This is a genomic window from Mesorhizobium robiniae (assembly GCF_040545535.1).
GTDB classification, from domain to species: Bacteria; Pseudomonadota; Alphaproteobacteria; order Rhizobiales; family Rhizobiaceae; genus Mesorhizobium; species Mesorhizobium robiniae.
The window spans coordinates 179,426-206,363 of record NZ_JBEPMC010000012.1 but is presented as its reverse complement, the minus strand read 5'-3'; the positions used below and the strand labels follow the sequence as shown (position 1 = coordinate 206,363).

The 26,938-nt window shown below is 62.1% G+C and carries 30 protein-coding genes and 3 pseudogenes; 22 read left to right on the top strand and 11 right to left on the bottom strand.

Going from position 1 to position 26,938, the window contains the following annotated elements:
- Positions 1-210 (top strand): hypothetical protein (locus tag ABID19_RS28170; protein ID WP_354494165.1); only part of this gene is annotated, 210 nt, incomplete at its 5' end.
- Between the two features lie 18 nt (positions 211-228).
- Positions 229-861: pseudogene (locus tag ABID19_RS28165) on the top strand (IS6 family transposase); the annotation flags it as partial.
- A gap of 30 nt (positions 862-891) precedes the next feature.
- Here the strand turns inward: ABID19_RS28165 and ABID19_RS28160 are convergent.
- From ABID19_RS28160 to ABID19_RS28145, 4 genes are all read right to left on the bottom strand, one after another.
- Entirely contained in the window at positions 892-1,890 is a 999-nt protein-coding gene (locus ABID19_RS28160; RefSeq protein WP_354494156.1) for a TRAP transporter substrate-binding protein, read from the bottom strand.
- Positions 1,891-2,181: 291 nt separating this feature from the next.
- Positions 2,182-3,201: a cupin domain-containing protein gene (locus tag ABID19_RS28155; protein ID WP_354494155.1), complete on the bottom strand. Its 1,020-nt coding sequence runs from the start codon at positions 3,199-3,201 to the stop codon at positions 2,182-2,184.
- Between the two features lie 221 nt (positions 3,202-3,422).
- Positions 3,423-4,367, bottom strand: coding sequence for a 2-hydroxyacid dehydrogenase (locus ABID19_RS28150; RefSeq protein WP_354494154.1), 945 nt, complete (start codon positions 4,365-4,367; stop codon positions 3,423-3,425).
- A gap of 55 nt (positions 4,368-4,422) precedes the next feature.
- Positions 4,423-4,758 (bottom strand): hypothetical protein, encoded by a 336-nt coding sequence (locus ABID19_RS28145; RefSeq protein ID WP_354494153.1) that lies wholly within the window; start codon positions 4,756-4,758, stop codon positions 4,423-4,425.
- Positions 4,759-4,920: 162 nt separating this feature from the next.
- Between ABID19_RS28145 and ABID19_RS28140 the strand changes: the two genes are divergently transcribed.
- Together ABID19_RS28140 and ABID19_RS28135 are read left to right on the top strand one after the other, a co-directional pair.
- The gene (locus ABID19_RS28140; RefSeq protein ID WP_354494152.1) at positions 4,921-6,048 is read left to right on the top strand and encodes an iron-containing alcohol dehydrogenase; all 1,128 of its coding nucleotides are present in this window, start codon (positions 4,921-4,923) and stop codon (positions 6,046-6,048) included.
- Positions 6,049-6,088: 40 nt separating this feature from the next.
- On the top strand, positions 6,089-6,835 hold the full coding sequence (locus ABID19_RS28135) for an SDR family oxidoreductase (protein ID WP_354494151.1): 747 nt from the start codon (positions 6,089-6,091) through the stop codon (positions 6,833-6,835).
- A gap of 347 nt (positions 6,836-7,182) precedes the next feature.
- Here ABID19_RS28135 and ABID19_RS28130 read toward each other — a convergent pair whose 3' ends face one another.
- The 6 genes from ABID19_RS28130 to ABID19_RS28105 all read right to left on the bottom strand — a co-directional run bounded on the left by ABID19_RS28130 (position 7,183) and on the right by ABID19_RS28105 (position 13,582).
- Positions 7,183-8,058, bottom strand: a complete 876-nt coding sequence (locus ABID19_RS28130) for a hypothetical protein (RefSeq protein WP_354494150.1) — start codon at positions 8,056-8,058, stop codon at positions 7,183-7,185.
- 106 nt (positions 8,059-8,164) lie between these two features.
- Entirely contained in the window at positions 8,165-8,725 is a 561-nt protein-coding gene (locus ABID19_RS28125; protein ID WP_354494149.1) for an A24 family peptidase, read from the bottom strand.
- Positions 8,722-10,785, bottom strand: coding sequence for a type II secretion system secretin GspD (gspD, locus tag ABID19_RS28120; protein WP_354494148.1), 2,064 nt, complete (start codon positions 10,783-10,785; stop codon positions 8,722-8,724). Before gspD ends, ABID19_RS28125 begins: the two co-directional genes overlap by 4 nt.
- 465 nt (positions 10,786-11,250) lie before the next feature.
- Positions 11,251-12,528, bottom strand: a complete 1,278-nt coding sequence (locus tag ABID19_RS28115) for a TRAP transporter large permease (RefSeq protein WP_354494147.1) — start codon at positions 12,526-12,528, stop codon at positions 11,251-11,253.
- Positions 12,525-13,103 (bottom strand): TRAP transporter small permease, encoded by a 579-nt coding sequence (locus tag ABID19_RS28110; RefSeq protein ID WP_354494146.1) that lies wholly within the window; start codon positions 13,101-13,103, stop codon positions 12,525-12,527. Before ABID19_RS28110 ends, ABID19_RS28115 begins: the two co-directional genes overlap by 4 nt.
- 188 nt (positions 13,104-13,291) lie before the next feature.
- A complete protein-coding gene (locus ABID19_RS28105) occupies positions 13,292-13,582 on the bottom strand; it encodes a DUF1330 domain-containing protein (RefSeq protein ID WP_239363189.1) in 291 nt (96 codons plus the stop codon).
- A 212-nt stretch (positions 13,583-13,794) separates the two neighbouring features.
- Here ABID19_RS28105 and ABID19_RS28100 point away from each other — a divergent pair, with 212 nt between their 5' ends.
- The 6 genes and pseudogenes from ABID19_RS28100 (at position 13,795) to ABID19_RS28075 (ending at position 18,099) form a co-directional block, all read left to right on the top strand.
- Positions 13,795-14,604 carry an IclR family transcriptional regulator gene (locus tag ABID19_RS28100; RefSeq protein WP_354494145.1) on the top strand — a complete coding sequence of 270 codons (810 nt, stop codon included), beginning with the start codon at positions 13,795-13,797 and terminating at the stop codon, positions 14,602-14,604.
- Between the two features lie 73 nt (positions 14,605-14,677).
- A pseudogene (locus ABID19_RS28095) lies at positions 14,678-14,788 on the top strand (DUF5681 domain-containing protein); the annotation flags it as partial.
- A gap of 24 nt (positions 14,789-14,812) precedes the next feature.
- Positions 14,813-15,394, top strand: coding sequence for a DUF2796 domain-containing protein (locus ABID19_RS28090; RefSeq protein WP_354494164.1), 582 nt, complete (start codon positions 14,813-14,815; stop codon positions 15,392-15,394).
- A gap of 1 nt (position 15,395) precedes the next feature.
- On the top strand, positions 15,396-16,121 hold the full coding sequence (locus ABID19_RS28085) for an ABC transporter ATP-binding protein (RefSeq protein WP_354494144.1): 726 nt from the start codon (positions 15,396-15,398) through the stop codon (positions 16,119-16,121).
- On the top strand, positions 16,118-17,374 hold the full coding sequence (locus tag ABID19_RS28080; RefSeq protein WP_354494143.1) for an ABC transporter permease: 1,257 nt from the start codon (positions 16,118-16,120) through the stop codon (positions 17,372-17,374). The genes ABID19_RS28085 and ABID19_RS28080 overlap by 4 nt, the downstream gene beginning before the upstream one ends.
- Positions 17,371-18,099 carry a DUF3299 domain-containing protein gene (locus tag ABID19_RS28075; RefSeq protein ID WP_354494142.1) on the top strand — a complete coding sequence of 243 codons (729 nt, stop codon included), beginning with the start codon at positions 17,371-17,373 and terminating at the stop codon, positions 18,097-18,099. Before ABID19_RS28080 ends, ABID19_RS28075 begins: the two co-directional genes overlap by 4 nt.
- A 75-nt stretch (positions 18,100-18,174) precedes the next feature.
- Here the strand turns inward: ABID19_RS28075 and ABID19_RS28070 are convergent, their stop codons facing one another.
- The gene (locus ABID19_RS28070) at positions 18,175-19,818 is read right to left on the bottom strand and encodes a GspE/PulE family protein (protein ID WP_354494163.1); all 1,644 of its coding nucleotides are present in this window, start codon (positions 19,816-19,818) and stop codon (positions 18,175-18,177) included.
- A 167-nt stretch (positions 19,819-19,985) separates the two neighbouring features.
- On the opposite strand from ABID19_RS28070, the gene ABID19_RS28065 reads away from it, so the two are divergent.
- From ABID19_RS28065 to ABID19_RS28010, 12 genes and pseudogenes are all read left to right on the top strand, one after another.
- Complete coding sequence (locus ABID19_RS28065) at positions 19,986-20,123, top strand: hypothetical protein (RefSeq protein ID WP_354494141.1); 138 nt, start codon at positions 19,986-19,988, stop codon at positions 20,121-20,123.
- Positions 20,123-20,362 carry a hypothetical protein gene (locus ABID19_RS28060; RefSeq protein ID WP_354494140.1) on the top strand — a complete coding sequence of 80 codons (240 nt, stop codon included), beginning with the start codon at positions 20,123-20,125 and terminating at the stop codon, positions 20,360-20,362. Before ABID19_RS28065 ends, ABID19_RS28060 begins: the two co-directional genes overlap by 1 nt.
- Positions 20,363-20,367: 5 nt before the next feature.
- A complete protein-coding gene (locus ABID19_RS28055; RefSeq protein WP_354494139.1) occupies positions 20,368-21,435 on the top strand; it encodes a PilN domain-containing protein in 1,068 nt (355 codons plus the stop codon).
- Complete coding sequence (gspM, locus tag ABID19_RS28050) at positions 21,432-22,043, top strand: type II secretion system protein GspM (RefSeq protein ID WP_354494138.1); 612 nt, start codon at positions 21,432-21,434, stop codon at positions 22,041-22,043. The genes ABID19_RS28055 and gspM overlap by 4 nt, the downstream gene beginning before the upstream one ends.
- A complete protein-coding gene (locus tag ABID19_RS28045) occupies positions 22,040-22,537 on the top strand; it encodes a hypothetical protein (protein ID WP_354494137.1) in 498 nt (165 codons plus the stop codon). Before gspM ends, ABID19_RS28045 begins: the two co-directional genes overlap by 4 nt.
- A gap of 3 nt (positions 22,538-22,540) precedes the next feature.
- Positions 22,541-23,749, top strand: coding sequence for a type II secretion system F family protein (locus ABID19_RS28040; protein WP_354494136.1), 1,209 nt, complete (start codon positions 22,541-22,543; stop codon positions 23,747-23,749).
- A gap of 12 nt (positions 23,750-23,761) precedes the next feature.
- Positions 23,762-24,202, top strand: a complete 441-nt coding sequence (gene gspG, locus ABID19_RS28035) for a type II secretion system major pseudopilin GspG (protein ID WP_354494135.1) — start codon at positions 23,762-23,764, stop codon at positions 24,200-24,202.
- Positions 24,168-24,659 (top strand): hypothetical protein, encoded by a 492-nt coding sequence (locus ABID19_RS28030; protein WP_354494134.1) that lies wholly within the window; start codon positions 24,168-24,170, stop codon positions 24,657-24,659. The genes gspG and ABID19_RS28030 overlap by 35 nt, the downstream gene beginning before the upstream one ends.
- Positions 24,656-25,024: a PulJ/GspJ family protein gene (locus tag ABID19_RS28025; protein ID WP_354494133.1), complete on the top strand. Its 369-nt coding sequence runs from the start codon at positions 24,656-24,658 to the stop codon at positions 25,022-25,024. Before ABID19_RS28030 ends, ABID19_RS28025 begins: the two co-directional genes overlap by 4 nt.
- On the top strand, positions 25,021-25,671 hold the full coding sequence (locus ABID19_RS28020) for a PulJ/GspJ family protein (protein ID WP_354494132.1): 651 nt from the start codon (positions 25,021-25,023) through the stop codon (positions 25,669-25,671). The genes ABID19_RS28025 and ABID19_RS28020 overlap by 4 nt, the downstream gene beginning before the upstream one ends.
- A gap of 122 nt (positions 25,672-25,793) precedes the next feature.
- Positions 25,794-25,913, top strand: a pseudogene (locus ABID19_RS28015) (helix-turn-helix transcriptional regulator); the annotation flags it as partial.
- Between the two features lie 50 nt (positions 25,914-25,963).
- Positions 25,964-26,890: a LysR family transcriptional regulator gene (locus tag ABID19_RS28010; protein WP_354494131.1), complete on the top strand. Its 927-nt coding sequence runs from the start codon at positions 25,964-25,966 to the stop codon at positions 26,888-26,890.
- The last annotated feature ends 48 nt before the right edge of the window (positions 26,891-26,938 follow it).

Below are 26,938 nucleotides of genomic sequence, written 5' to 3'. Positions count from 1 at the left end.
AGCCCCGCCAGCCGCTTCACCGTGTCGGGCGAGGCCGCAATGCGCGGCTCGTTCGCATCGAGCTCACGAGGGATGAAAACCGTCTGTCCCACCGCTTACTTTCTCTATCAACGTGTCCTCAAGATGGATCTGTTGCAACCTTTGATTACCAGCGCTGTGCAAGGAGCCTTCGATCATTTCGGAGGGTTGCAATGTTCGACCAATACGTGATCTTGCTGTGCGTGGTATCTGGCCTATAATCTCAGTCTGCGTGATCTTGAGAAGATGATGGCCGAGCGCGGCATTAAGGTCGATCCTACGACCATCCACCGCTGGACCGTTCGTTTCTCGCCCCTGTTGCTCGAGCGCTTCAACCGGCGCAAGCGTAGGGTGACCGGCAAATGGCATGTCGACGAGACCTACATCAAGGCCGCGGCCAGTGGATGTATCTCTACCGCGCCATCGACACTGTCGGTGACGCAGTCGAGTTTTGGTTCAGCGAGCAGCGCGACCTGCCGGCGGCCAAGCGTTTCTTCAGACCGGCGCTGGAACGTCATGGCCGACCGGATCGCGTCGTCATCGACGGGAGCCAGACCAACCACGAGGCGATCGTTTCCTGCGACACCACAAATCGCTTGCAGGATCGCTCCCGGCCCGGGCTGAAGCCGATCCGCATCCGCCGGAGCCAGTATTTGACAATCGGATCGAGCAGGACCATCGGCGGATTAAGCGCCGGGTCCGGCCGATGCTCGGCTTCAAATCGGCGCCACCGCCTCCACCATCCTTTCCGGCATCGAAATGATCCACATGATGCGCAAGCGACAGGCGAGGTACGCCTTCAATCCGAATCCGTCCCTGGCCGAGCAGTTCGAAACCCTCGCCACCTTTCCTGGCTCCGGCGCAACAAGACCTTTACGGCTTGGCAACCGAGGCCATATCGGCGCGCGCCTTCTCGACCAGATCGACCCCGATCTTTTCGCTGTACTCTTTCACGACAGGCGCAACGCGTTCGCTCATGGCTGCGAGCGCTTCAGGTGTGGGTCGGGTAATCTTGAAACCCTTCGCCTCAAGCTCCGCCTCCAAACTCTCTGCCGCCTTGCGAGAAAGCTCCCGTTGGAAGGCTGCCGATTCCTTCGCAGCTTCCATGACGATTGCCTTGTCTTCTTCGGAGAGGCTTCCAAACCACTTCTGGCTCGCGAGAAGAACGAACGGCGTATAGACATGGCCCGTCTTGGCCAGATGGCTCTGCACCTCATATAACTTGGCGGTGTAGATAAGGGCGTATGGCGTCTCCTGACCGTCGACGGCGCCATTTTCGAGGGCACTGTAAAGCTCAGGCCAGGGAAGCGGCGTCGGATTGGTGCCCAAGGCCGTCCACGTCGCAATGAACAACGGGTTAGGTATGACCCGGATATTGATCCCTGCCATATCCTCCGCCGTGTTGACGGGGCGAATCTTGTTGGTCATGTGGCGGAAGCCGTTATCCCACCAAGCCAGTCCGACGATGCCGGTCTTTTCCTTCAGCTGTGCAAACAGCTGCTCGCCGACCGCGCCGTCCATGACGGCATCGACCGCGGCGAAATCCTTGTAGAAAAACGGAAGGTCGTAGATCATGAATTGCGGAACGACGCCGACCAGGTTGGGCGTGGGGCCAACCATGATGTCGATGAAGCCGGCCTGAACCGACGCCTGCATATCGGGCTCGCTGCCGAGCACGCCGTTGCCGAACGTTTCGATAGTGATGCGACCATTAGTTTTCTCTGCCACCCGCTCCGCAAAGAAGCGCGAAGCTTGTCCCACCGGATGATCTTCTGTGGGCACGTAGCCCAGGCGGGGATTCTGGGCCAATGCGGGAGCTGCAGCCAGAAGCCCTCCCAGCAGCGCCGCAGTCAGAAACAGTACTTTCTTCATAGTTCAACCTCCCAAGAATCGGTTCACAGGAACCAGGATGCAGGGACTGTCGCCAATGAGGGAAACAGGACCGGCAGTATGAGAATTGCGCCCTTGGCCACTGAAGCGAAGGGTACGTTGCTTACACTAACCACCGAGGACGATGCCAACTGGCGGTGTGATCATGCCAATTGCTGCAGTTGCGTTGAACATAACCCCAAAATACACCGGGTCGAATGCCGGCCGCTTTCACCAAAGGTGTGTGGGACCCAAGTGGCCCGCCCTCGCGATGAGGACGGGCCACCGGTTAGATCAGTTAAGATCAGGGGTTTGGGCGTGCGGGGGAGGTCCATCGATTGGGGGGACTGCAGGTTGGGTCACCGGCCAATGATGCGAACCCCTCGGATAGCCGTTGATGGCAATCCGCGTGTCGAACCCCGGACAATGGTTCGCCGCCGAGTGCCAGCGGCCGGCCGGGACATAGACGATATCGCCGGGCTCTGAGACGAAGAAGGGCAGGCCTTCGATGTTGTAGCTGATCTGACCTTCCATGATGAACCAGAATTCAGCATAGTCGACGTGGAAATGTCCGATGTTCGTGACGGGCTGAGGGTTACAATTGAACGCTTGGCCGCGGATGCGGTTAACGAACATGCGATCATCACTTACGAATGCACCGGCCGCGGGCGAAGCAAGGAAGTCGTAGAAAACAGGCGTGCCCTGTCGCTCATAGGTATCGGGGGCATCAAGTCGACTCAGGTACCATCCTTGGTCGCTCCCATTGACCTTCGGTGGCTTTGGCAATGTTGCTGAGTTTTCGGGGTAAAGAACGTTACTGTCTGCATTGAAGATCTCAAAGTGCAGCGATGGCGTTGAACCCACGTTCTTCAATGTAAACGCCAGGCGGAACGGAACCTGGACCATGAAACCCTTGGTGGCGACAAACGGCGTCTGACCCTGGATAGTGACTTCAATCTGGCCGTCCCAGACAATAAAGGCGGTGCGGTGATCCGCCACCAGCCTGGTCCTCGTCGAATCGCCTACCTTCAAACCCACATAGTCAGCTTTCAGGTGTTTATCGTCGACCACCTTGTGGCGCCAAGTTTTGAAGGGGTCTTTACCGGCGAGTACCTCAGTCAGTTTCGTATGGGGCTTATGCCCTTTCACATATGGCGCCAGCTCTATCGGCTTTGGCGTCCAAGCGCGCACGGTCTGTGCAAGAGCTCCGGTGGCCGTTACCGCCCCGATCGCTATCGCGGCCAGAACGGCCAATCCGCCTTTCCATAAATTCCTCACGCTCTCCTCCTTTATCTGCTTGACCGTTGCCGACATCGCGAACCCTCTCAAAACCCCAAGCATGGAACTGAGAGATTGTCCACAATATAGACATGATGTCCAACAATTTATAATGGGCAGACTATTGATGGATTGTCAACGCCTCACCGCCGCGCTTCAGAGCCCGCGATCAGATGCTTGCCAGTTGGACTGAACGTCATACCCGCTACGTTCCGTCGACGGTGCAGGAGGCCTCGGCGGCCGAGATCGGATGCTGTCTAGGGCACGGGTGTGACCGCCGCTCCACTCTGGAACCAGGCGATCACGTTCCGTGCCACGAGGTCCGCCATTGCGGTGCGCGTACCGACCGAGGCGGATCCGATATGCGGCAGGATCGTCAGGTTGTCGAGCGCCAGCAGGTCGTCGGAGACATTTGGTTCATCCGCGAGCACATCGAGGCCGGCCGCCGCAATGGTTCCCGTGCGCAGAGCGCCGATCAGTGCATCCTCGTCCACGACGGTTCCGCGGCCCACATTGATGAACACGCCCTCGGGCCCGAGAGCGGACAGCACCTCGGCATTCACGCTGTTTGCGGTCGACGGGTCGCCCGGCACGATGGAGATGAGCACATCGACGGCACTGGCGAGTTCCAGCAGTGAAGGAAAGTAGTCGTACGCGACCCCCTCCGCCGGGCGCCGGCTGTGATAGGCAACAGGAAGCCCAAACGCTTCAATTCGTCGGGCGATGCAGCGACCGATCCGCCCCATTCCGTAGATGCCGACCCTGCGGTTCCGCAGTGTCAGACGGCTGAGCGGGTAGTCTGATGCTTTCCACCTGCCCTCGCGAACAAAAGCTTCCGCCTTGGGTATCTCGCGCACGACGCTGATAAGGAGTCCCAACGTGAGGTCGGCGACCTCCTCGTTCAGGACATCAGGGGTGTTCGTGACGACGATGTTCTTGCTGCGTGCGTAGGCAGCATCCACCGCGTCGTAGCCGACGCCGTAGCTGGCGATGATCTCCAGGTTGGGAAGGGCGTCGATGAACTGCCGATCGATTCTGGCGCGACAGGCCACGCCACGAATCGAAGCCCGCACCTCCGCGGACAGATGGGTGTGAATGTCACAGTCAGGGGTTTCGACCAGGTTGAAATGCGTTCCGAGCATGCGCCGGGCATGCTCATGCATCCAGCCAGGTATCAGCACGGTGGTGGCGGGTTTCGACAACGGCTTTCCTTCCGGTTCGGGGGTGTCACTGCCGGTGCGAACTTCCGCTCGTCAATCAGTGGTTGTCGCGCGGGAGGCCTTGGATTGCGCAATAGTGAACCGCGGTCTCAATGACGGCTCCATTCCCGAGACGGTCGACAGTTGCGCGATGGATCTCCTGCCAAGGCGTTTGGTGCGGGGGAAGGAACATCCCCATTGGCTTTGGTTCGCCGCGCCCGCTGGCCAGCTCCTCAGGCGAAATCAGCATGTCGGCGGTTACTGTACCATCTCCTCCCAGGTCGCCCTTCAAGTCGACCATAATGTGGTCAATCTGTCCAAAATTCTTGTAAAGACCTGCAACCTTCATGTCAAGGCGGCAGGCGCGCCGCAACCACAAGGCGGAGCTTGACAATTGCGGAGTTCCGCCTAATGCTTGGGCAGATTGTCCATATTATGGACTGGATGATCCCAAAAAGGGTCGCGCCTTCGTATTCACCGGCTGCACGAAATGTGCCGGATGCAAGTCGGTGGCTGCAGCGATTCATATGGGCGGAATATCAAGGAGCGTGGCAGCGTGAACACTATAAACTACCTTACAAGCATCAATTTCGGGCTTGGAGCGGCCGAGTCATTAGCAGAAATTTTGCGCGATCTCGGCGTGTCGCGCCCTTTGGTGATCAGTGATCACGGCATCAAATCTGCTGGTCTGCTTGAGCGCCGGGGTTTCGAGTTCCTGAAAATGGCGCCGGTCTTTCTGGACGTTCCCTCCAACCCGACTGAGAGCGCAGTTGCTGCCGGTCTCGCGCTATACAGGCAAGGCGGCTGCGATGGGGTAGTGGCGATTGGCGGGGGCTCTCCCATCGACCTGGCCAAGGGCGTGGCGCTGCTCGCCACGCACGGTGGTGAACTTGAGCATTATGCAGCGATCCTGGGCGGGGTGGCACGCATCACCGGCGCGGTGGCGCCGCTCGTGGCCATCCCGACAACGGCGGGCACGGGGTCCGAAGTTGGGCGCGCGGCACTGATCACACTGGATGACGGCCGGAAGCTCGGATTCATCAGCCCGCACCTCATCCCGCGCAGGGCGATCTGTGACCCGGGGTTGACGATGGGGCTTCCCCCGGCTCTGACGGCCTCTACGGGGCTTGACGCACTATCGCATTGCATCGAGACGTACCTTTCCCCCCGCTATAATCCGCCTGCCGAGGCAATTGCCACCGACGGCTTCCAACGCATCTGGAAGGCTTTGCCTATCGCCTACGCAGACGGCGCGAACGCGGAGGCGCGGACCGAACTCATGATGGGTGCCCTCGAAGGGGGCATGACATTTCAGAAGGGGCTTGGAGCCGTCCACGCGCTTAGCCATGCATTGGGCGGTCTCAAGGAGGCGAAGCTTCATCATGGGACGCTCAACGCCATCCTGATGCCGACCGTCCTTCGGTGGAACGTGGAAGTTGAAGCCGTGGCTCAAAAGGTCGGCTACCTCGAGCGCCTGGCGGGACTTGAACAAACAACGCTCGCAGACGCGCTGGACGGGTTGAACCGTAGTTTGGGCATCACACCCAGATTGGCCGAACTGGGGGTCCCCCGGCACGTCATCGATTGGGTGTGTGAGCGAGCCATTGCAGACCACAGTCATCCCACCAATCCACGTTCGCTGACCAAGGAAGACTACGCCGCGATCCTTGAGACCGTTTTCTAGGCTGCGAATGCCCTCAAAGAAGGAGCGAGGAGGTAATTCCGTGAGACCGATCGTGATCGTTACCGGCGCAAGCCACGGCATCGGCGCCGCAACGGCTCGGCTGTTCGCCGCTGAAGGCTACGATGTCTGCATAAACTACCTCTCGGACGCCGGCGCTGCGTCCGAAGTCGTTGAAGACTGCAAGGCCGCAGGCGCCCGCGCCATCGCGGTGCAGGGAGATGTGGGCAAGAGGGAGGACATCGAGGCTCTGTTCAGCGCCTGCGACGATGCACTGGGGCGAGTGACCTGCCTGGTCAATAATGTCGGGATCATTGGGAAGGCCTGCAGAATCGAGGAGTTGCAGCCTGCGGTGCTGGAAAACACGTTCAGGATCAACGTCTTCGCCGTCATGTACTGTATACAGGAGGCCGCGAAACGCATGTCCAACCGCAAGGGCGGCAGAGGCGGGACGATTATCAACATGTCTTCGCTCGCCGCCTTCCTCGGCAGCCCGAACGAATATGTGCATTATGCCGCAAGCAAGGGTGCAGTGGAATCCATCTCCATCGGCGCGGGCAAAGAACTGGCGCCGGAGGGCATCCGCGTGAATGCCATACGTGTCGGGACCACCAACACGCGGATACACACTCAAGGCGGAAACCCCGAGCGACCAGCCAGGATTGCGGCGGCAACCCCCATGGGGCGCATCGCGGAGCCTGAAGACATCGCGCGCGCGGCCCTGATGCTTGCGTCTCCTGGCGCCGGGTTCATGACAGGCACCCTGATCACGGTGTCCGGGGGGCTCTGATGCCTGCGGTTGGGATATCCCACAGAGGAGTGCCAGAATCGCTTGGCGTATTTGCTGAGACCGGTCGCGTCCCTCATTCCCGAAACTTGACCTGAACCATCCGGGGTTCGCCGGAGACTCCACCCTTTCTCAGGAGTTGGAGCCTCCGGCAAACCCGGAACGGTTCAGACCAGGCAACACCGGACGCCGAGCGGCGGATCTCGTCCAGCAGGGCCACCGGCCCGGCGATCCAATGGTTCATGGCGCCTTCCGCGCTGGCGAAACTCGAAGCCATGTTGAAGTCCTTAGGCCAAGGCCATGTTTACGGTCGTCAGCCCTCACCGGTGCGATGATGCATCCACGGGCATTCATTCCAGCTCAATTGCCGCGCGACGCCAGTCAAGCACTCTGTAGGGCGCCTCATCCGCGTTCGATACAAGCATCAATGCCTCGAAAGATTCGCTGTAGCCCGACTGCAGGGTCGTCCTGAGATCGACGCGCCAGCTCGGTGCCTGCTCCAGCGTGTTGAAGGTCACCCCCGCCAGCGACTGGTCGAGTTGCTCACGCGACAAGCGGCCGGCGTGAAAATCCTTGATCGCCTTTCGCACCGACGGCGGCAGGCCAGGAATCTCGCCCAGCAGTCCATCATCGAGTGCTTCCAGGCGAACGCCTGCCAAGCCGGAGGAAACGGTAACATAGGGTTCGATGGCGATGGCGATGTCGGGCGTTATTCCCGGGAAGGCGGCGAGTTCGGAGACCGTCTGAAACAGCTTTGTGTCGTCCCCAGCCTGCTGCGGAGCGGAACCGGCCGGCTGTCCGTCCAGCGGTGGCCCGGCGCGGTGGCCGATGATCTTTGTCGCCAGATCGTCCGCGGTTACGGGAGCGGCGCCGGCGGCGCGCAACGCGCCAACGATCAGCGGCCGCTCGGCGGTGTTGAGATCGATCCGCAACGCTTCATTTGTCGCAGAGATGGAAGCGACCCCGGCCGGCAGGGTGATCGTGGACGATATCTGATCGCTCAGCGCGACTACACCGTCGGGCGGGCCGGCGCGGATCTCGGCCGCGGCCTGCGACAGCCCGGCTTCAGCCAGAATGCGCGCCGACGCCTTGTCTTCCGTGACGCGCACACTGGCCACGACCCCGGTCATCTGCACGCGAAGTATGACGGCAAGGAATCCCAGAAAAATCATAATCCACAGGACGCTGACGAGGATTGCACCCCGCCGGCTCGTTGCCGAGTTCATGCCCACTGCCGCAAGACCCATTTTCGGCCCCATGCTTCGCCACGAAAGGTGACGCCACGATCCCGGTGAAATCAAGACTTAGCCCTCCCCGGCTCCAGCAATGTAATCACCATGCGGCGGGCAGCCACGCCCAGACGATGACAAGCGCCGGCGCGATGAAGGTGCCGAACGGAACCTTCGCCGCGGCACGCAACGGTCTGCGCAAGCGCATCGCCCGCAGCGCGATGAAAATCAGCGCGGCAGATGCGGCAAGCATGATCTGAACGCCGGTCCCGGAAATCCCGACGAGCAGTGCTGATGCCCCAAGCAGCTTGATATCGCCCATCCCGAGCCCGGTCTGCCCGCGCAGGCGCTCGTAAAACATATCGAACAGCCACAGCGCCCCTCCCAGCAGCAGAGCGCCACCGGCCCGCACGGCGAGTGCCTCGGGGTCTCCCGACACGGCGAGCCACTCGGCAACCCCGACAAGAAGGGTGCCCAGCGTGTAGCGGTTGGGAATGAGCATCGTCGCGAGGTCATAAACGGCGATCGCCGCCGCCAGCAGGCACAGCGCGGCCCAGGCTGCCAACGTATATGTGGTTCCCCCGACGATTGCCGGGAACGTCACCGCGGCGACGACGGACGCCACGGCCGGGATGGCCCGCGGCCGCGCCACGAATGTCTTCATTCGATCATCGTCTTGGCCGGCCGCCGCAGCGGCACGTTCCTGGACGGTTCGTCCATCAGCCTGAGCTGCGAACGCATCTGCTCAGCCACATGTTGCGCATCCAGGCTGTCGCGGATGACCTGCGTCCGGATCAGGATGATGAGTTCGGTGCGCGTCCCGGAATTCTGGTTGGACCGAAACGCGTCGCCGATCAGCGAAAGGTCGCCGAGGACCGGCAGGCCGTCGCGGCCGCGCTGCTGGCGTTCGCTGATCAGGCCGCCGAGCATGACGGTCTGGCCGCTGGTCACCGACACGGTCGAGCTGACCTTTCGTTGCGATATGGTCGGCGTTAGCGACTGCGCCTGGCTTCGCTGCACGGAGCTGATCTCCTGCTCGATGACCAAGCTGATCGTGCCGTTGCCCGTGATGCGGGGGAGGACCTTCAGGATCACGCCGGTATCGCGGAACTCGACATTGTTAACGATCGGCGCTTCCGGATCGGTGACGGACTGCGCGGTGCGGGTGACGATCGGAATCTCGTCACCGACCTGCAGCACGGCCGGCTTGTTGTCGAGGACGACGACCGACGGCGACGACAGCACCTTGACCTCGGTGACGCCCCGCAGGGCGTCGATCACGACACGCGGCTCGGTTTCGGGGCCGAGCAGCAGGTTGAAGCCTGGAAGCGTTCGCGACAGCACAGCCTTGCCTGCTTCCTTGAACAAGCCCACCGAGCCGTTGTTGCCGCCCAGGCCGAGATCGCTGGACTTCAGGAAGAACTGCACGCCATAGCGCAACTCGTTGGTCAGGGTCACCTCGGCGATCGTCGCCTCGATGGCAACCTGCTCTTGCGGCCGGTCGAGTGCCGTGATCGCCTGTTCGATCAGCCGCTGCTGGTCCGGCCGCGCGTAGATTAGAATGGTGTTATTTTCCGGGTTCGCGGTGATGCGCACGCCACCCTGGGACAAGTTCGTGTTTCCCGCCCCCGGAGCCGGCGTTTCGCCGCCCGCGATCGGCATTTCATCCGCCATGCGCTGATCCGGCGTCACAGTGGCCGACTGCGAACCATTTGCGCCCTGATTCTGGCCGTCGGCCTGCGAGCCGGGCGGAAACTGCGAGGCCGGGTCTTCCGAAGCCGACGATGCCGGAGCGCCGTTGAATATTTCATTGACCATCGATGCAAGGCGCCGTGCCTCGAGGTGCTGGACCTTGTACACCCGCAAATTGGAGGCAGACGCGTCGAGACGGTCGAGGCGGGCGATCCAACTCGCCGCACGCTGCAGCTGGTTGCGCGTCTTAGCCACGACCATGATCGCGTTGCTGCGCTCGATCGGCTGGACCCTGATCGTGTTGCGGCCGCGCCCGCCCTCCCCGATGTCGAGCACGCGATTCAGCTCGGGCATCATCGCCGCCGCGCTCGAATTGTTGACGGGGAAAATACCGACCGACTGGTCCGCCAGCCAATCCTGGTCGAATGAGCGCGCTGCCTCGATCGCCGCGGTCCGCTCCGCCGCCGTCCCCTGGAAGATCAGCGCGTTACGGCTGGGATCCTCGCGTACCATGCCGGCACGGGCGACGAAGTTTTCGAGCAGCGGCAGGATCGTGCTGGCGGAAACATTTTTCAGGGGAAACACTGTGACGGCGTAGCCGGGCTGGATGGTGGTGCCCTGATCGAGTTGGGCGGTTCCCAACGCTTCGTTCACAGGCATCAGCCGCAGACGGTCGCTTTCGCGCATCATGGCCACGCCGCTGCTGCGCAGCGCGGACTCGAACATGGTGAGGATTTCCGGGGCCGGCGTAGGCTTCGACGTCGTGATCGAAACGTTGCCCGCGACCCTAGGGTCGATCGAGTAGCTGATCCCCAGCACCTCGCCCAGCACCGTGCGGGCCGCGACCTTGATCTCGGCCTCCTCGAGGTTGACCTCGAACTCTTCGCCGCTGAGCCGCTCGAGTGACTTGCGCTCGCCGGCAGTCAGCTGCTGTTCGTAGCCGTAGTATACTTCACCCTGCCGGTTGTTCTGCGTGCGGCCGAAGCCGAGCGTCGACAGAAAACCGCCGCCGGAAGGCCTGCGCGCACTCAAATCGGCGTTCGCGACCTTGTCCAGGGGATCCGGCCGCGCGGCAACGTCTCCAAGATAATCACCAGTGGAGGTACACGCGGCTACTACCGCCAAGACGCAGGCCGCCGCGCCTCTGCGAACCCACACGGAGTAGGCATTTGGAGCGCTGCCTTGCCGACCTACCCTCACCTACACACCCAACCCAAGCCTACGCCCGGCGCCTCGGGAAAGTACCGTTCTATGAAGCTTGAAAACCACAAAGCACGCTTTCTGCTTCCCGCTTGGGCACCGTACACCTCGTCGACCTCGGTCAGCCCGAGGTAGGTGAAGAACTCGAACTTATGCCGCGATTTGACATTGACCTGCGCCAGCGGCTGCAACTCCTCCCGCGTCAGGGCCCCGCCGACGTCGTCGTCGAGGTCCTGCTCGCATGGGCGGCAAAGCCATCGTCGAATGTTCAGTCCAACTCCTCCACGGTTCGGGTTCTCAATGGAACCAGCCTGCTGGCACGGTCACCAATGCCGGGAACAGAACCAGCAGCACGATGAGGATCATCTGGGCGACAAGGAAGGGCCAGGCACCGCTCATAGCCTTCTCCATTGAAACTCCGCTGATTCCGCACACTGTGTTGAGGACCGTTCCGACAGGAGGCGTGATCATGCCGACCGCGTTGACCATCATGAAGATAACCCCGAAATAAACCGGGTCGATCCCGGCCGCATGGACGAGTGGCATGAGGATGGGCACCAGAATGGTGATCGAGGGTGCGAAATCGAGCGCCGTGCCGATGATAAAGACCGCCAGAACGATCATACCCATCAGCAGGATCGGCGAATCGATGAATGGATTGAGGAGACTGACGAGCTGGGCGGGCAGATTGGTGATTGCCATCATGAAGCCGGTGACCATGGAGGCTGCCACCAGCAGCATTATGACTGCGGTCATGCGACCGGCTGACAGCAGCGCGTCAAAGAGCAGCCGCGGTGTCAGCTCCCGATAAACAACCAGCCCCACGAACAGTGCATAGGCGGCGGCAACGACGCCGGCTTCCGTGGGGGTGAAGACGCCGAACCGCAGTCCGGCCAGGATAATCACCGGCATCATCAACGCCCAACCGGCGGTCAGGATGGTTTTCGGGATGTCCCTGCGCGGCAGTTTGATCCGGACCGTAGCCGTTTCCTTTTTGGCAAGGAACCACCAAGCCACCACGAGGCTCAGCCCCATGAGGAGGCCTGGCACGATTCCAGCCAAGAATAGGCCGATGATGGAAATGTTTGCGGTGACACCCAAGATGATAAACCCGACAGAGGGCGGGATCACAGGGGCAATAATGCCTGTCGCCGCCATCAAGCCGGAGGCTCGACCCATGTCGTAGCCAGCCTGCCGCATAAGGGGAACCAACATGACCGCAAGCGTCGCCGTATCCGCGATGGCGGATCCGGAGACGCTGGCGATCACCACGCCCGTGCCAATGACCACGTAACCGAGGCCCCCACGCACGTGCCCGACGAGCGCCAAGGCCACGTTCACAATGCGGCGGGAGAGGCCGCCGGCGTTCATGAGCTCGCCGGCAATGAGAAAGAACGGGATCGCCATCAGCGGATAGCTGTCCGCGCCATTGACCAGCCGCTGTGCCAGGATCTGCGCATCCAGATTTCCCATCATCAGCATCAGCGCGATCGCCGAAAGCATAAGGGCGAAGGCGATGGGAATCCCAATGCCCATCGCACCAAGAAGGGAACCGATGAATACCAAGCCGCTCACGGTGTTTTCTCCGAAATTAGCGCGGGGGGCACGGCCGGTGCCGGCACATCGATCTCTGTTCCCGACCATGGAGCGGGCAGGATGCCGCGCAGCGAGCGCCACAGATCAAGAAGGAGAATCAACGCCATCGTGACGGCCGCGGCGAGCCCCGCGGCGTAAGTAAGGCCGACGGGAATTCCCGACAGTGCCGCGACGTTGCCCCACTCGATGAGAGTGAGTGACCAACTGCCCTGTCCAAGGAGCCAGCAGCACCAGAGCATCAGGCCGTATGAAACAAGAAAGCAGGCGAAGCGCGCCGTTCGGGGCAACCGGACAACCAGCGCCTCGACGCCGAGATGCGCGCCCTTGGCCAAGGCCACCACTGATCCCAGAAAGATGACCCAGACAAGGACCACACGCGAGACTTCAACCGCAAACGGGATGCCTGAACTGAAGCCATACCGCAGCACGACATTTGTGAAGACCAGGAGGCTCATGACGGCCATGCCGACGACTACGAAGACGTCAAAAGCCTTGAAAAGCCACTGCAACGGTGTGCTCATAACTGCTCCCAAAAAGGCTATGCGCGCATGCAATGACCCTCGCCCCATTCTGACGAAGATCCGGAGACCAAGAGCAAGGCGCTTCCAGCATGCTGGCCGGGCATGGACGCCCAATCGCTTGATGAAAGCCTGTCCTGCTCATCCGGTCGAACAGCGCGCGAGGGTAAACACAACGATCCCTCCAACCAGTATGATAGAAGGTCTCGAGCGAGCTCCCGGTGTTAGACACCTTCCACGACGGCCAGATGTGCCTTGGCATGCTTCTCGCGGGCCTTGATCGCCGTCTGATACTCTGGAGAGTTGTAGCAGGCGAGAGCGGTCTCGTAGTCCTTGAACTCGATGACCGCCAGGCGGTTCGCGTGAGGGCCCTCCATGACCTGGCTCGTTCCCGCGCGAACGACAAAGGACGCCCCGTATTTGTCGAACGCTGCCTTGTTCAAGGCAATGTATTCTTTATAGCCCTCCTGGTCCGCAATATCGACCATTGCAACCCAGTATCCTTTTTTGGTCATCTGCTTCCTCTCCCACAGAAATTCCCATACCCTCTCGCGGAAGATACGGACGTCCCGATACGGTCAAATTCGCCACAAGTGCGTTTGCCGTTGATCCTCCTCGATCACACGGTTAGAACCGGAACTACGAACGCTGACTACAATATGGACAGCTTGTCCAAAGGCGTGTAGTACCACCATGTTCCGTTGTCAAGCTTGTAAGGAGATGCGCCATGAGCCTAAGTGAGCTCCAGGACGAAGCCGATGCAGGAGCTCCTACTCACGTCCAGGGAGCGGCCTCGTTCTCGAAGTTCATCACGGTGCTGCAGATCATCGCGGATGCCCCAGGAACGCTGGACATTGCCCAACTGACAAAGCGCGCGCCATTCCCCCGGGGGACGGTGTACCGCCTCGTTGCGGCGCTCATGGCGGAGGGACTCGTCACGCAGTCAGGAGACGGCGGAACGTTTCGCCTGGGGCCACGCCTCCTCCAACTCGCTGCCAAGACCTGGGAAGACTCCGACTTGCGGACGATTGCAAGGGACTTTCTCGAATCACTTCGCGACGCAACGGATGAGGCCGTGCACCTGGCGGTGCCCAGCCACAACCGAATGGTCTACATCGACAAGCTGGTAGGCTCCAACAGGGTGCAGATGAAGACCAGTATTGGGGGCCAGGTTGAACTTCACTCCACATCCGTGGGCAAGGCGTGGCTGTCTGGCCTGCCGGACCAGCGGCTGCTGGAAGTCATCAAGAGCCTGGATCTGAGACGCCATACCGCCAAGACGTTCACGACACCCGAAGCGCTGTTCGATGAGTTGAAGCGGACGCGCGAGCAAGGGTTTGCGTTCGATGACGAGGAGAACGAGCCGGACATCCGCTGTCTCGGCAGCCCGATCTTCAGTCGTTCGGGGGAACCGGTTGGAGCGGTAAGCATCAGCATGCCCGTGTATCGGCACGACGCGCGGCGCCACGAGCTCTGCGCAAGGCTGGTGCGTCAAACGGCGAAACAGATCAGTGCCGAATTGTCCAGGATGGTGTAGCGCCGAGCGCGCCACCGCGTCCATCGCCACCATCGACGTATCGCTTTAACGACATCGTTCGACGCTGAGGAAGATGGCTGATCCAACAGCACCGAAACAGCCCTGGGGCGATCCATTCAAGCCAGGGCAGTCCGGAAACCCGGCAGGCAGGCCCGAAGGCTCGCGCAACACCTGTCGATGGCGGCTACTGACCAGTGGAGAGACAGAGATGAGATTGCATCACCACGCCGGGACATTGATTGCCGCCGGCATTTTTATTGTTGTTTCGGCCGCGCACGCAGAAGAAGAACGTCGAGAGCTCGGTCCACATGTCCATGGACACGGGACATTGGCGATCACTATCGAGGCCAACAATGTTCAGATGGAGCTCGCTGCCCCCGGCATGGATGTTGTCGGGTTTGAGCACGAAGCTAAGACCGCCGAGCAGAAGAGCGCTGTCGAGACCGCGCTCGCCGACCTGAAGGAACCGTTGAAGCTCTTCGCATTGCCCGACGCGGCGGGGTGCGCCGTCGCCTCCGCCGACGTCAAAGTCGTCGCGGAAGAACATGAGGACCACCATGCTACGGCGGAGGCTGGTGAGGCCGCGGGTTCTAAAGAGCACGAGGCCCATCACACCGAGTTCCGAGCAACTTATGCTCTCGCCTGCGCGGATGCTGCCCAGGTCTCATGGCTCGACTTCCCCTTCTTCGATCGCTTCGCCGGATCCGGGAAACTCGACGTGACGGTCGTCGATGCCAATGGACAGACCGCTTTTGAGGTGTCCCGCGAGGCGCGCTATCTGGAAAGATGAGATGAAAGCGGAAGCCGCGACAGACGCCGTGCGCTTGCAGGGCGTCGAATACAGGTGGAACGCGCGAGACCCGTTTTGCCTCTCAATCGGCGAGTTCGAAGTTTCCCGCGGCGAGCGTCTTCTGCTGCTTGGCGCATCCGGTAGCGGAAAGTCGACGCTCCTCAGCTTGCTGACAGGCATCGCGTTGGCGCAAGCCGGAAGCTTGGAAGTCCTGGGGCAACGGCTTGACGAATTGAGCGGCAGCGGGCGCGATCGGTTTCGGGCGGAACATTTTGGCATCATCTTTCAGATGTTCAACCTTCTTCCCTACGGCGTCGTCATCGACAATGTGCTGTTACCGCTCAGCTTCGCACCGGAACGTCGCGCCCGCGCAACGGCGGCGGGCGGCACGGAGAGCGAAGCCCGGCGCCTCTTGTCTGCCCTGGGGCTTCCGGCGGATATCGGGCAGCAGACGGCGGCCACATTGAGCGTTGGGCAGCAGCAACGCGTCGCGACGGCGCGGGCGCTCATCGGCTCCCCCGAGATTATTGTCGCCGACGAGCCGACATCGGCTCTCGACGACGACCGGCAGCAAGATTTTCTTGACCTGCTGTTCGGTCAGATCGACGCTACAAAGGCAACTCTGATCATGGTCAGTCACGACCGACGCTTGGCACGACATTTCACCAGAGTGGTCCAGCTCACCGACATCCTGGCAACGTCGAAACGCGAAAGCGACAAGAGATGATCGTCGCCCGCCTTGCCCTCCAGTCCCTGCGCAACCGCTGGATCACGGTGCTGCTGACGATTCTTGCAATCTCCGTCAGCGTCATGCTGCTGCTCGGTGTCGAGAAGGTGCGCAGCGGGGCAAGAGACAGCTTCGCCGGGACCGTGTCGGGCGCGGATGTGGTCATCGGTGCAAGGTCAGGCGCCATGCAACTCCTTCTCTACTCCGTGTTCCGCATCGGTAACGCCACCAACAACGTTACGTGGCGCAGCTACCAGGATATCGTTTCGCGCCCGCAGGTAGCCTGGGTAATTCCGCTTTCACTCGGCGACAGCCATCGCGGCTTTCGCGTCATCGGGACGACACTGGATTATTTCGAGCACCTCCAGTATCGCGGCGGACAAGCCCTGAAGTTTGCTGCAGGCGCACCCTTCGATGACCTTTTCGATGTCGTCATCGGCTCGGACGTTGCTAGCGGGCTTGGCTATTCCATCGGCGACAAGATCACTATCGCGCACGGCGCGGGCTCCCTTGGGCCGCAGCATGACGACCTCCCGTTTCGCGTCTCCGGCATTCTGGCACGCACCGGCACGCCGGTGGACAAATCCCTGCATGTCAGTCTCAAGGCTATCGAGGCCATTCATGTCGACTGGCGGTCTGGTTCACGGATCCCGGGGCAAGTGACGACGGCCGACCGTCTGCGGCAGATGTCGCTTCCTCCGAGGGCGATAACCGCCGCGATCATTGGCTTGAAGTCGCGCCTGCAAGTCATCGGATTCCAGCGCGCTGTGAACGAGTACAGGGCCGAGCCTCTTTCGGCTGTGCTGCCGGGGGTCGCTTTGCAGGAGATGTGGAGACTGGTCGCCACTGCCGAGACCGCATTGCTTGGCGTTTCCGCCATGGTCGTGGTGACCTCGATGCTCGGTTTGTCGGCGATGATCCTGTCGACGCTCAACGAGCGACGGCGTGAGATCGCGATATTGCGCTCGCTGGGGGCAAAGCCCGGCACGGTTGCAGGACTTCTTGTCGGAGAGGCGACACTGCTAACGGTGGCGGGAATCGCAATAGGCACGGCCGCGCTTTATGCGGCCCTGGTGGTGGCCCGCCCGCTTATTGACAGACAGTTCGGCATCGACATCGGCATTCAGCCTCCATCCACGACCGATGCGCTGTTGCTATTGGCAATATTGATCGGCGGAATGGCGGCCGGTTTCCTGCCTGCCTATCGCGCCTACAGGATGTCCCTCGCAAACGGCATGATGGTGAGAACATGAAGACTCCCGGATTCTTCCTCGGCAACGCGAGATCGATGCTCCACGGCATCGCTCTCATTCTGGCTGTTTTGGGCGTTGGCTGCGGCGCGGCATTCGGCGAGGACGCCACCCAGCTGAAATGGGAGATGCTGATTCCGTCGACAGAACCGCTGGCAAATTTCCCGGAAGAGCTTCCGCAGGATCAGCAGGAGGCGTTGAGAAATGTCCTTTACTTGAAGAATTACCCATCGGGCGAGGTGGACGAAGAGCTTGCCTATCGGCGCGACGAAGCCAAGAACAGGGTCGAGGTCGACAGGGAGAAATTAGCAAAGCAAGGCGTCGATATTGATGCGCTTTACGAACGATACCTGATTTGGGCTGGAGAGATCGAGAGGCGTGGAACCCTTACCGAGAAGAAGTATGACGGCAAGCGGGTAGCCATCGCCGGCTATCTGCTGCCGCTGGATTTTGATCCGAACGGTACGACCGAGTTCCTGCTAGTTCCCTATTTCGGTGCGTGCATCCATGAGCCGCCACCGCCGCCGAACCAGGTGATCTACTTGAAATCCTCCGCTCCATTCGCGGCTACGAGTCTGTTCGAGGGCGTCATGATAACGGGCACGATGCGAGTGCAGTCTGAAAAGAAAGACCTCTCCTTCGTCGACGGTTCAAGCGAGGTTGCTTCGGGCTACGTCTTGGAAGGCGACAGCATAGAGCCCTATCAAAACGAGGAAGGCGGGCAATAGCGGGCAAGTCCTGCGGAGGAGATTCCAACCGCCCGTCCGCGGGTCGGAGGCAAGCACGAACGTGGATGGATGCGCTCAGCGAAACCCGGTGACTCGGAGCACCTCCGCCGGCGAGGTGAAGCCTTGCGCTGCCTTCCTGGCACCGTCATGCGCCATCGTGCTCATGCCCCGCTCCAGCGCGAGCGCTTCGATTCTGGAGTGGTCTGCCCCTTGTGAAGCGAGCTCAATGATATCCTCATCGAGGACCAGGATCTCGAACACCGCGATGCGGCCTCGATACCCCGTGCCGTTGCAACGGCCGCAGCCCACTGCGTTGAACACTTTCTGGCGCGGGGAGAACCCGACGGCTTGGTAGCGCGAGTCGGAGGAGAAAGTCTCGGTCGAAAGAATTCCTTCCTGCTTGCAGTGATCGCAGAGCCGCCGCAACAGGCGCTGGGAGACGATGCCGCGTACGGCACCGACCAGCAGATAGGTCTCGACACCCAGATCGCGCATACGGGTGAAGGCCGCCGCCGCGGTGTTCGCGTGGACAGTGGTGAGGACGAGGTGTCCGGTGAGCGCTGCCTGGACGGCGGCCCGTGCCGTCTCGCCGTCGCGTATCTCGCCGACTAGGATCACGTCGGGATCCTGACGCACGAACGTCCGGATCGCGGACGAGAAGGTGATGCCGATCGCGGAGTTGATCTGCGACTGCACGATGCCGGGGATCTGGTACTCGACGGGATCCTCGATGGTCACGATCTTGCGGCCCGGATCGTTGAGCTTGGAGAGCGCGGCGGCGAGCGTCGTCGTCTTGCCGCTACCGGTCGGGCCGGCGACCGCAATCATTCCATGGGTGTGCTCAAGCAGCCGGTTCAGCGTCTGCCGTTCTTCCTCGTCCAAGCCCACGCCCGCGAAATCGAGCAGGACGCTGTCGCGGTGCAGGATGCGCATGACGACGGTCTCGCCATGGATGGACGAGAGGGTGGCAACGCGCAGTTCGACTTCGCGGTCGCCGATGGGAAGACGCATCGCACCATCCTGAGGCTTGCGGCGCTCGGTGATGTCGAGGCCGGCGAGAACCTTGATGCGCGACACGATCGCATCGCCCATTTCGTGCGGCGGCGAAGGCATGATCCGCAAGACGCCGTCGATGCGGAAACGCATCACGAGCCGTCCGCGCATCGGTTCGATGTGGATGTCGGTTGCCCTCAGGTCGAGCGCGCGCCTGAAGATGTCGTCGACGATAACCACGACCGGCGCGCCGCTCGCGAGATCCCGCAGGCTTGCGATAGCCGCTTCGGAGGCTGCTCCTTCGCCGGTGGCCTGGGCAGCATCCTGGGTGCCGGAAAGGCGTTCCAGGCAGGATTCCAGGTCGGGTGCGGGAACCACACAGACCTCGACGTCACCGTCGAGAACGGATCGCAGCGCCTCTATCGGGTCTGCGTCTCCGGGGTGGAGAACCCCTATGACGGCGCTCCCATCAGGCGCCGTGAGCGGCGCGATCCAGTTCTCCACAAGAAATCGGTTTGAGAGATTCTGCGCAACGGGCCTGTAGTCAGCGAGCTGCTGCCGGTCGAGAAGCCGCACGCCATAATAGGACGACAGGAAGCCTGCGAGGGCATCGGCGTCGACGATCTGCGCTTCGATCAGGCGGTGCAGGTCTGAGGCACGAGAGGCCGCGTTCTCACCGAAAAGACCCCGCGTAGCCTCGCGGCTCGCCAGTCCGGCATCGGCCATGGACGACAAGAGTGAGTGTACTTCTGTATGCTGTAGGTTCATCGAACGTACCTGTCGCAGTTAACCCTCAGCACAATGGACGCTGGCTTGTGGACGCCGCCTTACCGGCCTTGAGATGTACAGTTTGCCGGCGGGCGTCTCCGGTCAGCTTGCGTAAATGAAGGTGGTTGCGCAAGGGCCTTGTCGCCTGCGCCTTGGCGCTGGTGGCTGCCTGCACCTCGACCGGTGAGTATCTCGAGCATGTCGCGGTGCGGCCTGATCCTCTCGATGGCGTCGCCAACACGAGCGGCTTCGGGACATTCTGATGAGAAGCGAGCAGGTCCCGACCTGGAGGGTGGACCTGCGGGCAGAATTGCCGTCCGGCTACGGCGAGACCTTCGAGGCGCCGTTGATGGTGTCCGGTTCCGAAGACGTGCCCTATCGGGTACTCAATGGCGAAGAACTGCGATTGATCTGGAATAAGGGTCTGAAGATGCGCTATGATTTGTATTCACGCGGGCGACGGAACTCCAGATCCGGCGCCAGTTTCTGCTCTGGGGTTTGATCGGGATGGCTTCTCCTTTCACCGCGGCGATCCGCGGCATGGATGACTGGATCGCGGGACCGGCCTCCCTGCTGGATGAACTCGCGCGCGTCAAATCCGGCAGCCGCGTGGTCGCACGGGTCGCGGACGGTGGGAGCGCGCTTGAAATCGAGCCGGCGACCAGCCGAAAGCCGTCAGCACCCCTGTCGATACCGATTTCTCCAGACACGCAGGCGCCGGCCGCATTACGAACCGCGGTGAATGGAAAGGCGGTCCATCTCGGCATCCCGGCGAGCTGGGTGATCGCGCGCCGGATCGAACTGCCGATGGAGGCTGCCAGCCACGTCGAAGGCATCGTTACGTCGCGGATGGGCGCGCTTTCGCCATTGCCTGCTTCCGACATCTATTTCGGCCACAGGGTCCTCGGGATCAGCCGTGAGGCGCGGCAGATCACCGTCGCCGTCGCGATCGTTCCGAGGTCGCGTGTCGCTGCTGCCTTGGCCTGCCTGAATGTGGCCGAGGCCCGCCAGGTCGTGATCTCGGCGCCGTTTCCGGAAGGCGATGCCGTGGCAGTATTGACACAGCGGCAACGGGTCGCCGGCACGCGTGGCCGCATAAAGTTTGTCCTTGCCAGAATTCTGGGCGTTAGCCTGGTCGCTGCCGTCACGGCTGTGGCGGTGCGGCCGATGATCCAGAACAGCTATGCCGAGCGCCGAGCCGCCGTCGAGATCCGGGCCGAGAAGGCGCGCCAGGCAATCGCGCTGGCGGCGACTCCGTACAAGGCTGATACAGCGCCGGAACAGGAGGCGCTGAATATCAAGGACGACGCGATAAGCGCGCTCGGGGCATTGGACGACCTCGCTTCGGCGTTGCCGAAGCATTCCTATGCCACTGAGGTGTCCTTCGCCGATGGCCGCATGCGTCTCTCGGGCCGGACCATGGATGTACCCGAAGTGCTGACCGCGCTGGAATCGTCGGGTCGCTTCGAAGACAGCAAGCTGGTCGGATCGGCCCTGCGCGGCGAGGATGGCGTTACCTCGGAGTTCGAGGTCGACACCCGCCCCCTCATCCGCACGGGAGGTTCGCTACGATGAGGACGACACCCCTATGGCGCGACACGCGGCTTCAATCCCTGGTCGTCATGGCCCTGCTGGTCGTCGGAGCTCTTGTACTCGTCACCGATACGCTGCTGTCCTGGCGCGCGGAGGCGCGCGCGCTGGCGCTCTATGAGGAACGTACCGCCTTGCTCGAAAGCAAGGCGTCGACTCCCCCGGTTCCCCAAAGCGCGAACCAGGCTCTGGATCCCGGCGAGGGCAAGATTCTCCTCGATGCGCAAACCAGCGGGCTCGTCTCGGCCGAATTCCAGCGTCTGCTCTCCAACCACGTGGAACGCGTGGGTGCCGTTATCCGGCGCGTCGATGTTCCCACAGACGGTCAGGTCGCCAATATAGGCGATCCTCAGTTGGAGTCTTTGGAACGCATTCGTTTGACTGCCGATATCGAGGTTATGGAGCAATCTCTGCCCGATCTCATGTATGCCATCGAGGCAGGTTCGCCCGTGATGGTCGTTGATAGCTTCAGGCTTCGGTTGAACCGAAAGGTCGATCTGTCGGGGGGAGATCAGGCCTCGGGTTCCATGGATCGGCCGCTGTCGCTGAACGTCACGTTGTCGGCCTTCCGGGAGAAGGGACCCCAGTCATGATGACCATGCTGCGCGCGACAATGATCCTCGCCGCCACCGCGGCCTCTTCGAGCCTGTCCTTCGGCTCAGAAAAGCTATCGGTCAGGGAACGCCAGGTGAGCGACTATGCGGCGCTTCGGGATCGGCCGCTGTTCTCGCCGGACCGGACTGCCCCGATCCCGTTCAGTGCCCCCGAGCCGGAACCTGTTGTCATGCAACCCGAGCCCGAGCCGGAACCCGAGCCGCCCCCTGCCACGGCGCCCGATTGGCAATTGGTCGGCATCGTGCGGTCGGCAAGTCTCAACAGCGCGACCTTCACCGCCCCCGCCGAAATGGCGGCCTTCACGCTGCGCACCGGGGAAAGCCGGGAAGGTTGGACCCTGAAGGCCGTCGGCCAGTTTGAAGTCAAGCTCGATGGAGCGGGAGGACGCGCCTCCCTGCGCTTTTCGGATGAGCCGAGCGGTGAACAAATGTTTCCGTCGGAGGAACCGCCGCCGACGCTTTCCGGCGGTTGACCCATGGGCTCCACGGCATTCGCATACAAGGCTTTGAATGGTGAGGGTCGTCTCGAACTCGGGCGGATCGATGCGTCCGATTCCGACGATGCCGTCCAGAAGCTCGGGGCGCGCGGGCTGATCCCAGTAAGTGTCGAACAGAGCGGGCAGTCTGCATCGCGCGCACCGCTGTTTTCGACCCGGATACCGGTGGCGCAGGTCACGCGGCTGCTCTCCGACCTGTCGATCATGCTGAATGCGGGGATCCGGATCGACGAAGCGCTGGCGATCATGGAAAAGGAATTCGACAGCGGCAGGCTTCAGCCCGTGGTTGCCGGCATTCGCACCGACCTGGCGTCGGGCAAGTCATTCTCCAATGCGCTGGAAGCCTGGCCTGCTCTGTTCCCGGCGTTCCAGGTCGCTATGGTTCGTGTCGCGGAGACCTCCGGCAAATTGCCCATCCTCCTGTCGCGCATCGTGCAGGAGCGCCAGCATTTCGAGGCATTGCAGGCCAAGGTCAGCGAGGCGCTGCGGTATCCGGCAGTCCTGTTTGCCGGCACGATCTGCGTACTGGTCTTCTTCCTGGTGGGGGTCGTTCCTCAGTTCGAACCGATGATCATGCACAGCGGCAAGAAGGACACGCTGATGGTGGTGATGTTCGCGGTCTCGAATTTCCTGCGCGCCCACGGGCTGGTCCTTCTGCTTGCGGCTTCGATACTCGTATTGCTGGGATTCGTGGCGGCACGGCGGGGCCTTCTCTCGGCATGGCTCTGGGGTTTCGCCAAGAAGCTTCCGCTTCTGTCTGAGATACCGGGGAGCTATCGGACAGGGCGCTTCGCCCGTCTCCTGGGCATCATGGTCGAAACGGGCGTGGCGGTTCCTGTGGCTTTCAAGCTCATCAGCGATACCATCGATCACGGCGAGGCCGCCCGGGCACGCGCGCAGCAGGCATCCGACGCGCTGAGGCAGGGGAATAGGCTTGGCCATGCGCTTGAGATTCTTCAGCTTCCCCCGCTGGCGGTGCGCATGTTGAGGCTCGGCGAGCAAAGTGGCGAACTCGCGGGGCTGGCCTATCGTGTCGCCGACTTCTATGAAGTGCGGCTGGAGCGTTCGCTGTCGCGTATCGTCGGGCTTGTCGGCCCTGCGGCGGTGGCAACCATCAGTATCTTGATCGGTGGTATGATCGTGTCGATCATGTCCACCCTTATGTCCTTCAACGACATGGTCCGATAGGAGGCTGTTTGCATGAGCGTTCATTTCGCAGTTGGTCCCAATCTCATGCAGCGCAAGCGTGCCCGGCGCCGCAGGGCGGGCTTTACGCTGATCGAGATGCTGGTCGTGCTGGCCATCATCGGCCTGATCTCGGCGCTCGTCGGTCCTCGTGTTCTCGCGCAGTTGTCCGACTCGCGCGAGCGCGCGGCGAAGCTTCAGATCGAGGCGTTTTCCAGCGCGCTCGACATCTTCTACATCGATGTCGGCCGTTATCCGGTGCAGGCCGAGGGCCTGGGAGCCCTGTTGCGCAAGCCCTCGACCATCCAGGTCTGGAACGGGCCATACCTTCGCAGCGAGAACCTTCCTCTCGATCCGTGGGGCAATGAATACAAATACGCGAGCGACGGAAAGACGTTCAACATCACCACCGACGGGCTCGATGGGCGCGGCTCCAATGTGTCCGGCCAGCCCTAAGGGCAACGGCAACCGCAAAAGAGCGCAGCGCGGTGTCGTACTGCTCGACGTGGTCGCGGCGCTTGCGATCGTCGCTCTAGCGGCTTTCGTGCTGATGCCGCGCCCGCGTTCCAGCATCGGGGCTGCGGAGCTTACCGCCGAGGCGGTTCGCGTCAGCGGGGAGTTCCGCAAGGGCAGAGCGAAGGCGCTGACCACGGGCAGCGTCGCCGACGTGTCGGTCGATCCGGGAAACAAACGCATCCAGGTGGATGGCGCCAATCCGATCTCGATCAGGGACGGGGTGGCCATGAACTGGGTCACGTCGGACCGGTGTCCCATACGAGGCAGAACCAGAGCCTTGCGCTTCCTTGCCGACGGACGGTCCTGCGGGGGCGTCATGACACTGTCCGCCAGCGGCCGGGAGATCGAACTGCGCGTCGACTGGTTGACCGGCCGCGTGGAAATGAGCCCGAAATGACAGCGCGGCGCAGACGCGGCTTCACGCTGATCGAGGTTCTGGCCTCGCTTGCCGTCGCCGTGCTGCTGATCATTCCGATCGCGCGCATGATCACGGGCACCGCAGGTGCGTTCGCGGGTCTGGAACGATCGACCGAACGCCGTGTCGGCATGCAGGCTGCCATGGCGGCCGCGATGACCCTTAACCCGTTGCGAACGGGCCGGCGCGTGATCGGAGATTTCACGGTCATCGTGGAACCATACCGCTTCGAACGCGGCGCTGCGCTGGCTCGGGTCGGATGGCAGCTTTACTCCGTAACGGTTCGCAGCACCGACGGATCGGATGACGACGTGATACAGACCGTGCGCCTCGGCAAGCTGCAATGACGAGGAAACGCAGCGCTCGGGCCGGCTTCACGCTGATCGAGGCATTGGCTTCGCTGGTGCTTGCGACGATGCTGTTTGGTGGGCTGGCACTCTACACCGGAACCTGGCTGCGCCAATGGCAGGGGATGATCGCCAGAGGCGGGCAGGAGGACACGGTGGCGGTGATTCTCGACCGGATGGTCGAGGATCTGGAGGCGGCGCAGCCCGGCTATTCCAACCCGGAAGGAGCCGCTGCGATCCGCTTCACCGGCCATGCCGACGAGGTCACCTTCGTGCGCCCGGCGCTCGGCTACGAGCCGCGTGCGGGACTTGATGACATCACCTATTCGATGGGTCGGGCCGGAGCCGACGGGGCCCTCATTCGTGCCCGCCGCGATTACATGATGGGCGGGGGCGGGGAGGATCTTCCGCTGGTGCGCGGCGATCTGAAGCTTTCGTTCAGCTATGCCGGGCCGGACGGCGCGCTCAGCCCCGAATGGACAAGCACCAACCGCATGCCGTCACTCGTCCGCATCGAGATATCCGGCAGTTCTCCGCGTCCCTGGCGGCAATGGGCCTATGCGCGGTTGCGCGTCGAGCTGCCCGCGCGTTGCGGCGCGGCTGACGCGCTCGCGCCGTGTCTGCAGCGCTACGGCATCGGCTCCTGAACTCCGCAAGGCTGATTTCGCTAGAGAATTTTCGACAACCCCTGAAACCCATCTATCGAAAACTATTGGCCGCCGGCGTTCACTTCTACATTTGACAGGCGAAATGCAAGCGCGCCAAAACCGTGTTGACCGGACTGCCACGCACGATCAGGCGGCATGAACTCCGGCTCATCGTGCCACTCGCCGACAGCACTGTCTACGAGATGGAAAAACGCGGCGAATTCCCCCGCCGCTTCAATTTGAAATCCTTGCGGTCGCTGTGATCTCGGCATAACATTTACGCAACCCAGGCATGACCCCACCGCTCCACTCGATCATTTCCAGGCTCCACCTGAAACAGCTGCGGCTCCTGGTCGCGCTGGGCGAGCACGGCTCGCTCCTGAAGGCCTCGCAGCAGGTCGCGTTGACGCAACCGGGTGCGAGCAAGGCATTGCAGGAAATCGAGACGACCTTCGGCACGCCGCTGTTCGTTCGCACCAACCGGGGCCTGGAGCCCAATGCCGTCGGCCATTGCGTGATCCGCTATGCGCGCCTGATCCAGACGGATCTCGCGCACCTGCGCGACGAGATCGTCGGAATCATGCGTGGCCAGGGCGGGCGGGTGGCGGCCGGCGTCATCATGGGCGCGGTGCCGCTGCTCACCGATGCCATCTCCGCGCTCGTTGCGCGGCAGGCCGACTTGTCCGTCGAGATCGTCGAGGACACCAGCGCCGCCCTGCTGGCCCAGCTCGACGCCGGCCGGCTCGACCTGGCGATCTGCCGCACGACCATCAGCCAGGCGCCGCAGGTCTACGACAGCGTGAAGCTCCAGGATGAAACGCTCGCGGTGATCGCGAACGTCGGCCATCCGCTGCGGCACGCGAAGAAGCTCACCCTGCAGGAGCTGGCGCCATACCGATGGGTGGTATACCGCGCGAACATGCCGATGCGGCTCTTGCTCGAACGCGAATACCGCGATTGCGGGATCCGGTTCCCGCAGCACCTGCTCGAGACGACCTCCGCTTTTGCGACGCTGGCGCTGCTGCAGGCCAACCCGTCCTTCGTGGCCCTGGTGTCGATCGAAGTCGCGCAGTTCTTCGCGCACCGGCAGATGACGCGCATCCTGCCGCTGGCCCTGGCGTCGCGAAGCGAGCCCTATGAGCTCGTCACCCGCAAGGGGGCGTGGGTCCCGCCCGCCGCCAAACTGCTGATCGACGAATTGGTCCATCGCCAGTCCTGAGCATCAGGTCGGCGCGACCGCGCCGGTCAGCGCAATCAGGACCGTGTG

Excerpts from the sequence above, each read along its gene's own strand:
- ABID19_RS28160 (WP_354494156.1), bottom strand. The coding sequence starts at position 1,890 with ATGAAGAAAGTACTGTTTCTGACTGCGGCGCTGCTGGGAGGGCTTCTG.
- ABID19_RS28155 (WP_354494155.1), bottom strand. The coding sequence starts at position 3,201 with ATGTCGGCAACGGTCAAGCAGATAAAGGAGGAGAGCGTGAGGAATTTA.
- ABID19_RS28130 (WP_354494150.1), bottom strand. The coding sequence starts at position 8,058 with ATGAACTCGGCAACGAGCCGGCGGGGTGCAATCCTCGTCAGCGTCCTG.
- ABID19_RS28125 (WP_354494149.1), bottom strand. The coding sequence starts at position 8,725 with ATGAAGACATTCGTGGCGCGGCCGCGGGCCATCCCGGCCGTGGCGTCC.
- ABID19_RS28105 (WP_239363189.1), bottom strand. The coding sequence starts at position 13,582 with ATGACCAAAAAAGGATACTGGGTTGCAATGGTCGATATTGCGGACCAG.
- ABID19_RS28100 (WP_354494145.1), top strand. The coding sequence starts at position 13,795 with ATGAGCCTAAGTGAGCTCCAGGACGAAGCCGATGCAGGAGCTCCTACT.
- ABID19_RS28090 (WP_354494164.1), top strand. The coding sequence starts at position 14,813 with ATGAGATTGCATCACCACGCCGGGACATTGATTGCCGCCGGCATTTTT.
- ABID19_RS28085 (WP_354494144.1), top strand. The coding sequence starts at position 15,396 with ATGAAAGCGGAAGCCGCGACAGACGCCGTGCGCTTGCAGGGCGTCGAA.
- ABID19_RS28080 (WP_354494143.1), top strand. The coding sequence starts at position 16,118 with ATGATCGTCGCCCGCCTTGCCCTCCAGTCCCTGCGCAACCGCTGGATC.
- ABID19_RS28075 (WP_354494142.1), top strand. The coding sequence starts at position 17,371 with ATGAAGACTCCCGGATTCTTCCTCGGCAACGCGAGATCGATGCTCCAC.
- ABID19_RS28070 (WP_354494163.1), bottom strand. The coding sequence starts at position 19,818 with ATGGCCGATGCCGGACTGGCGAGCCGCGAGGCTACGCGGGGTCTTTTC.
- ABID19_RS28060 (WP_354494140.1), top strand. The coding sequence starts at position 20,123 with ATGAGAAGCGAGCAGGTCCCGACCTGGAGGGTGGACCTGCGGGCAGAA.
- ABID19_RS28055 (WP_354494139.1), top strand. The coding sequence starts at position 20,368 with ATGGCTTCTCCTTTCACCGCGGCGATCCGCGGCATGGATGACTGGATC.
- gspM (WP_354494138.1), top strand. The coding sequence starts at position 21,432 with ATGAGGACGACACCCCTATGGCGCGACACGCGGCTTCAATCCCTGGTC.
- ABID19_RS28045 (WP_354494137.1), top strand. The coding sequence starts at position 22,040 with ATGATGACCATGCTGCGCGCGACAATGATCCTCGCCGCCACCGCGGCC.
- ABID19_RS28040 (WP_354494136.1), top strand. The coding sequence starts at position 22,541 with ATGGGCTCCACGGCATTCGCATACAAGGCTTTGAATGGTGAGGGTCGT.
- gspG (WP_354494135.1), top strand. The coding sequence starts at position 23,762 with ATGAGCGTTCATTTCGCAGTTGGTCCCAATCTCATGCAGCGCAAGCGT.
- ABID19_RS28030 (WP_354494134.1), top strand. The coding sequence starts at position 24,168 with ATGGGCGCGGCTCCAATGTGTCCGGCCAGCCCTAAGGGCAACGGCAAC.
- ABID19_RS28025 (WP_354494133.1), top strand. The coding sequence starts at position 24,656 with ATGACAGCGCGGCGCAGACGCGGCTTCACGCTGATCGAGGTTCTGGCC.
- ABID19_RS28020 (WP_354494132.1), top strand. The coding sequence starts at position 25,021 with ATGACGAGGAAACGCAGCGCTCGGGCCGGCTTCACGCTGATCGAGGCA.
- ABID19_RS28010 (WP_354494131.1), top strand. The coding sequence starts at position 25,964 with ATGACCCCACCGCTCCACTCGATCATTTCCAGGCTCCACCTGAAACAG.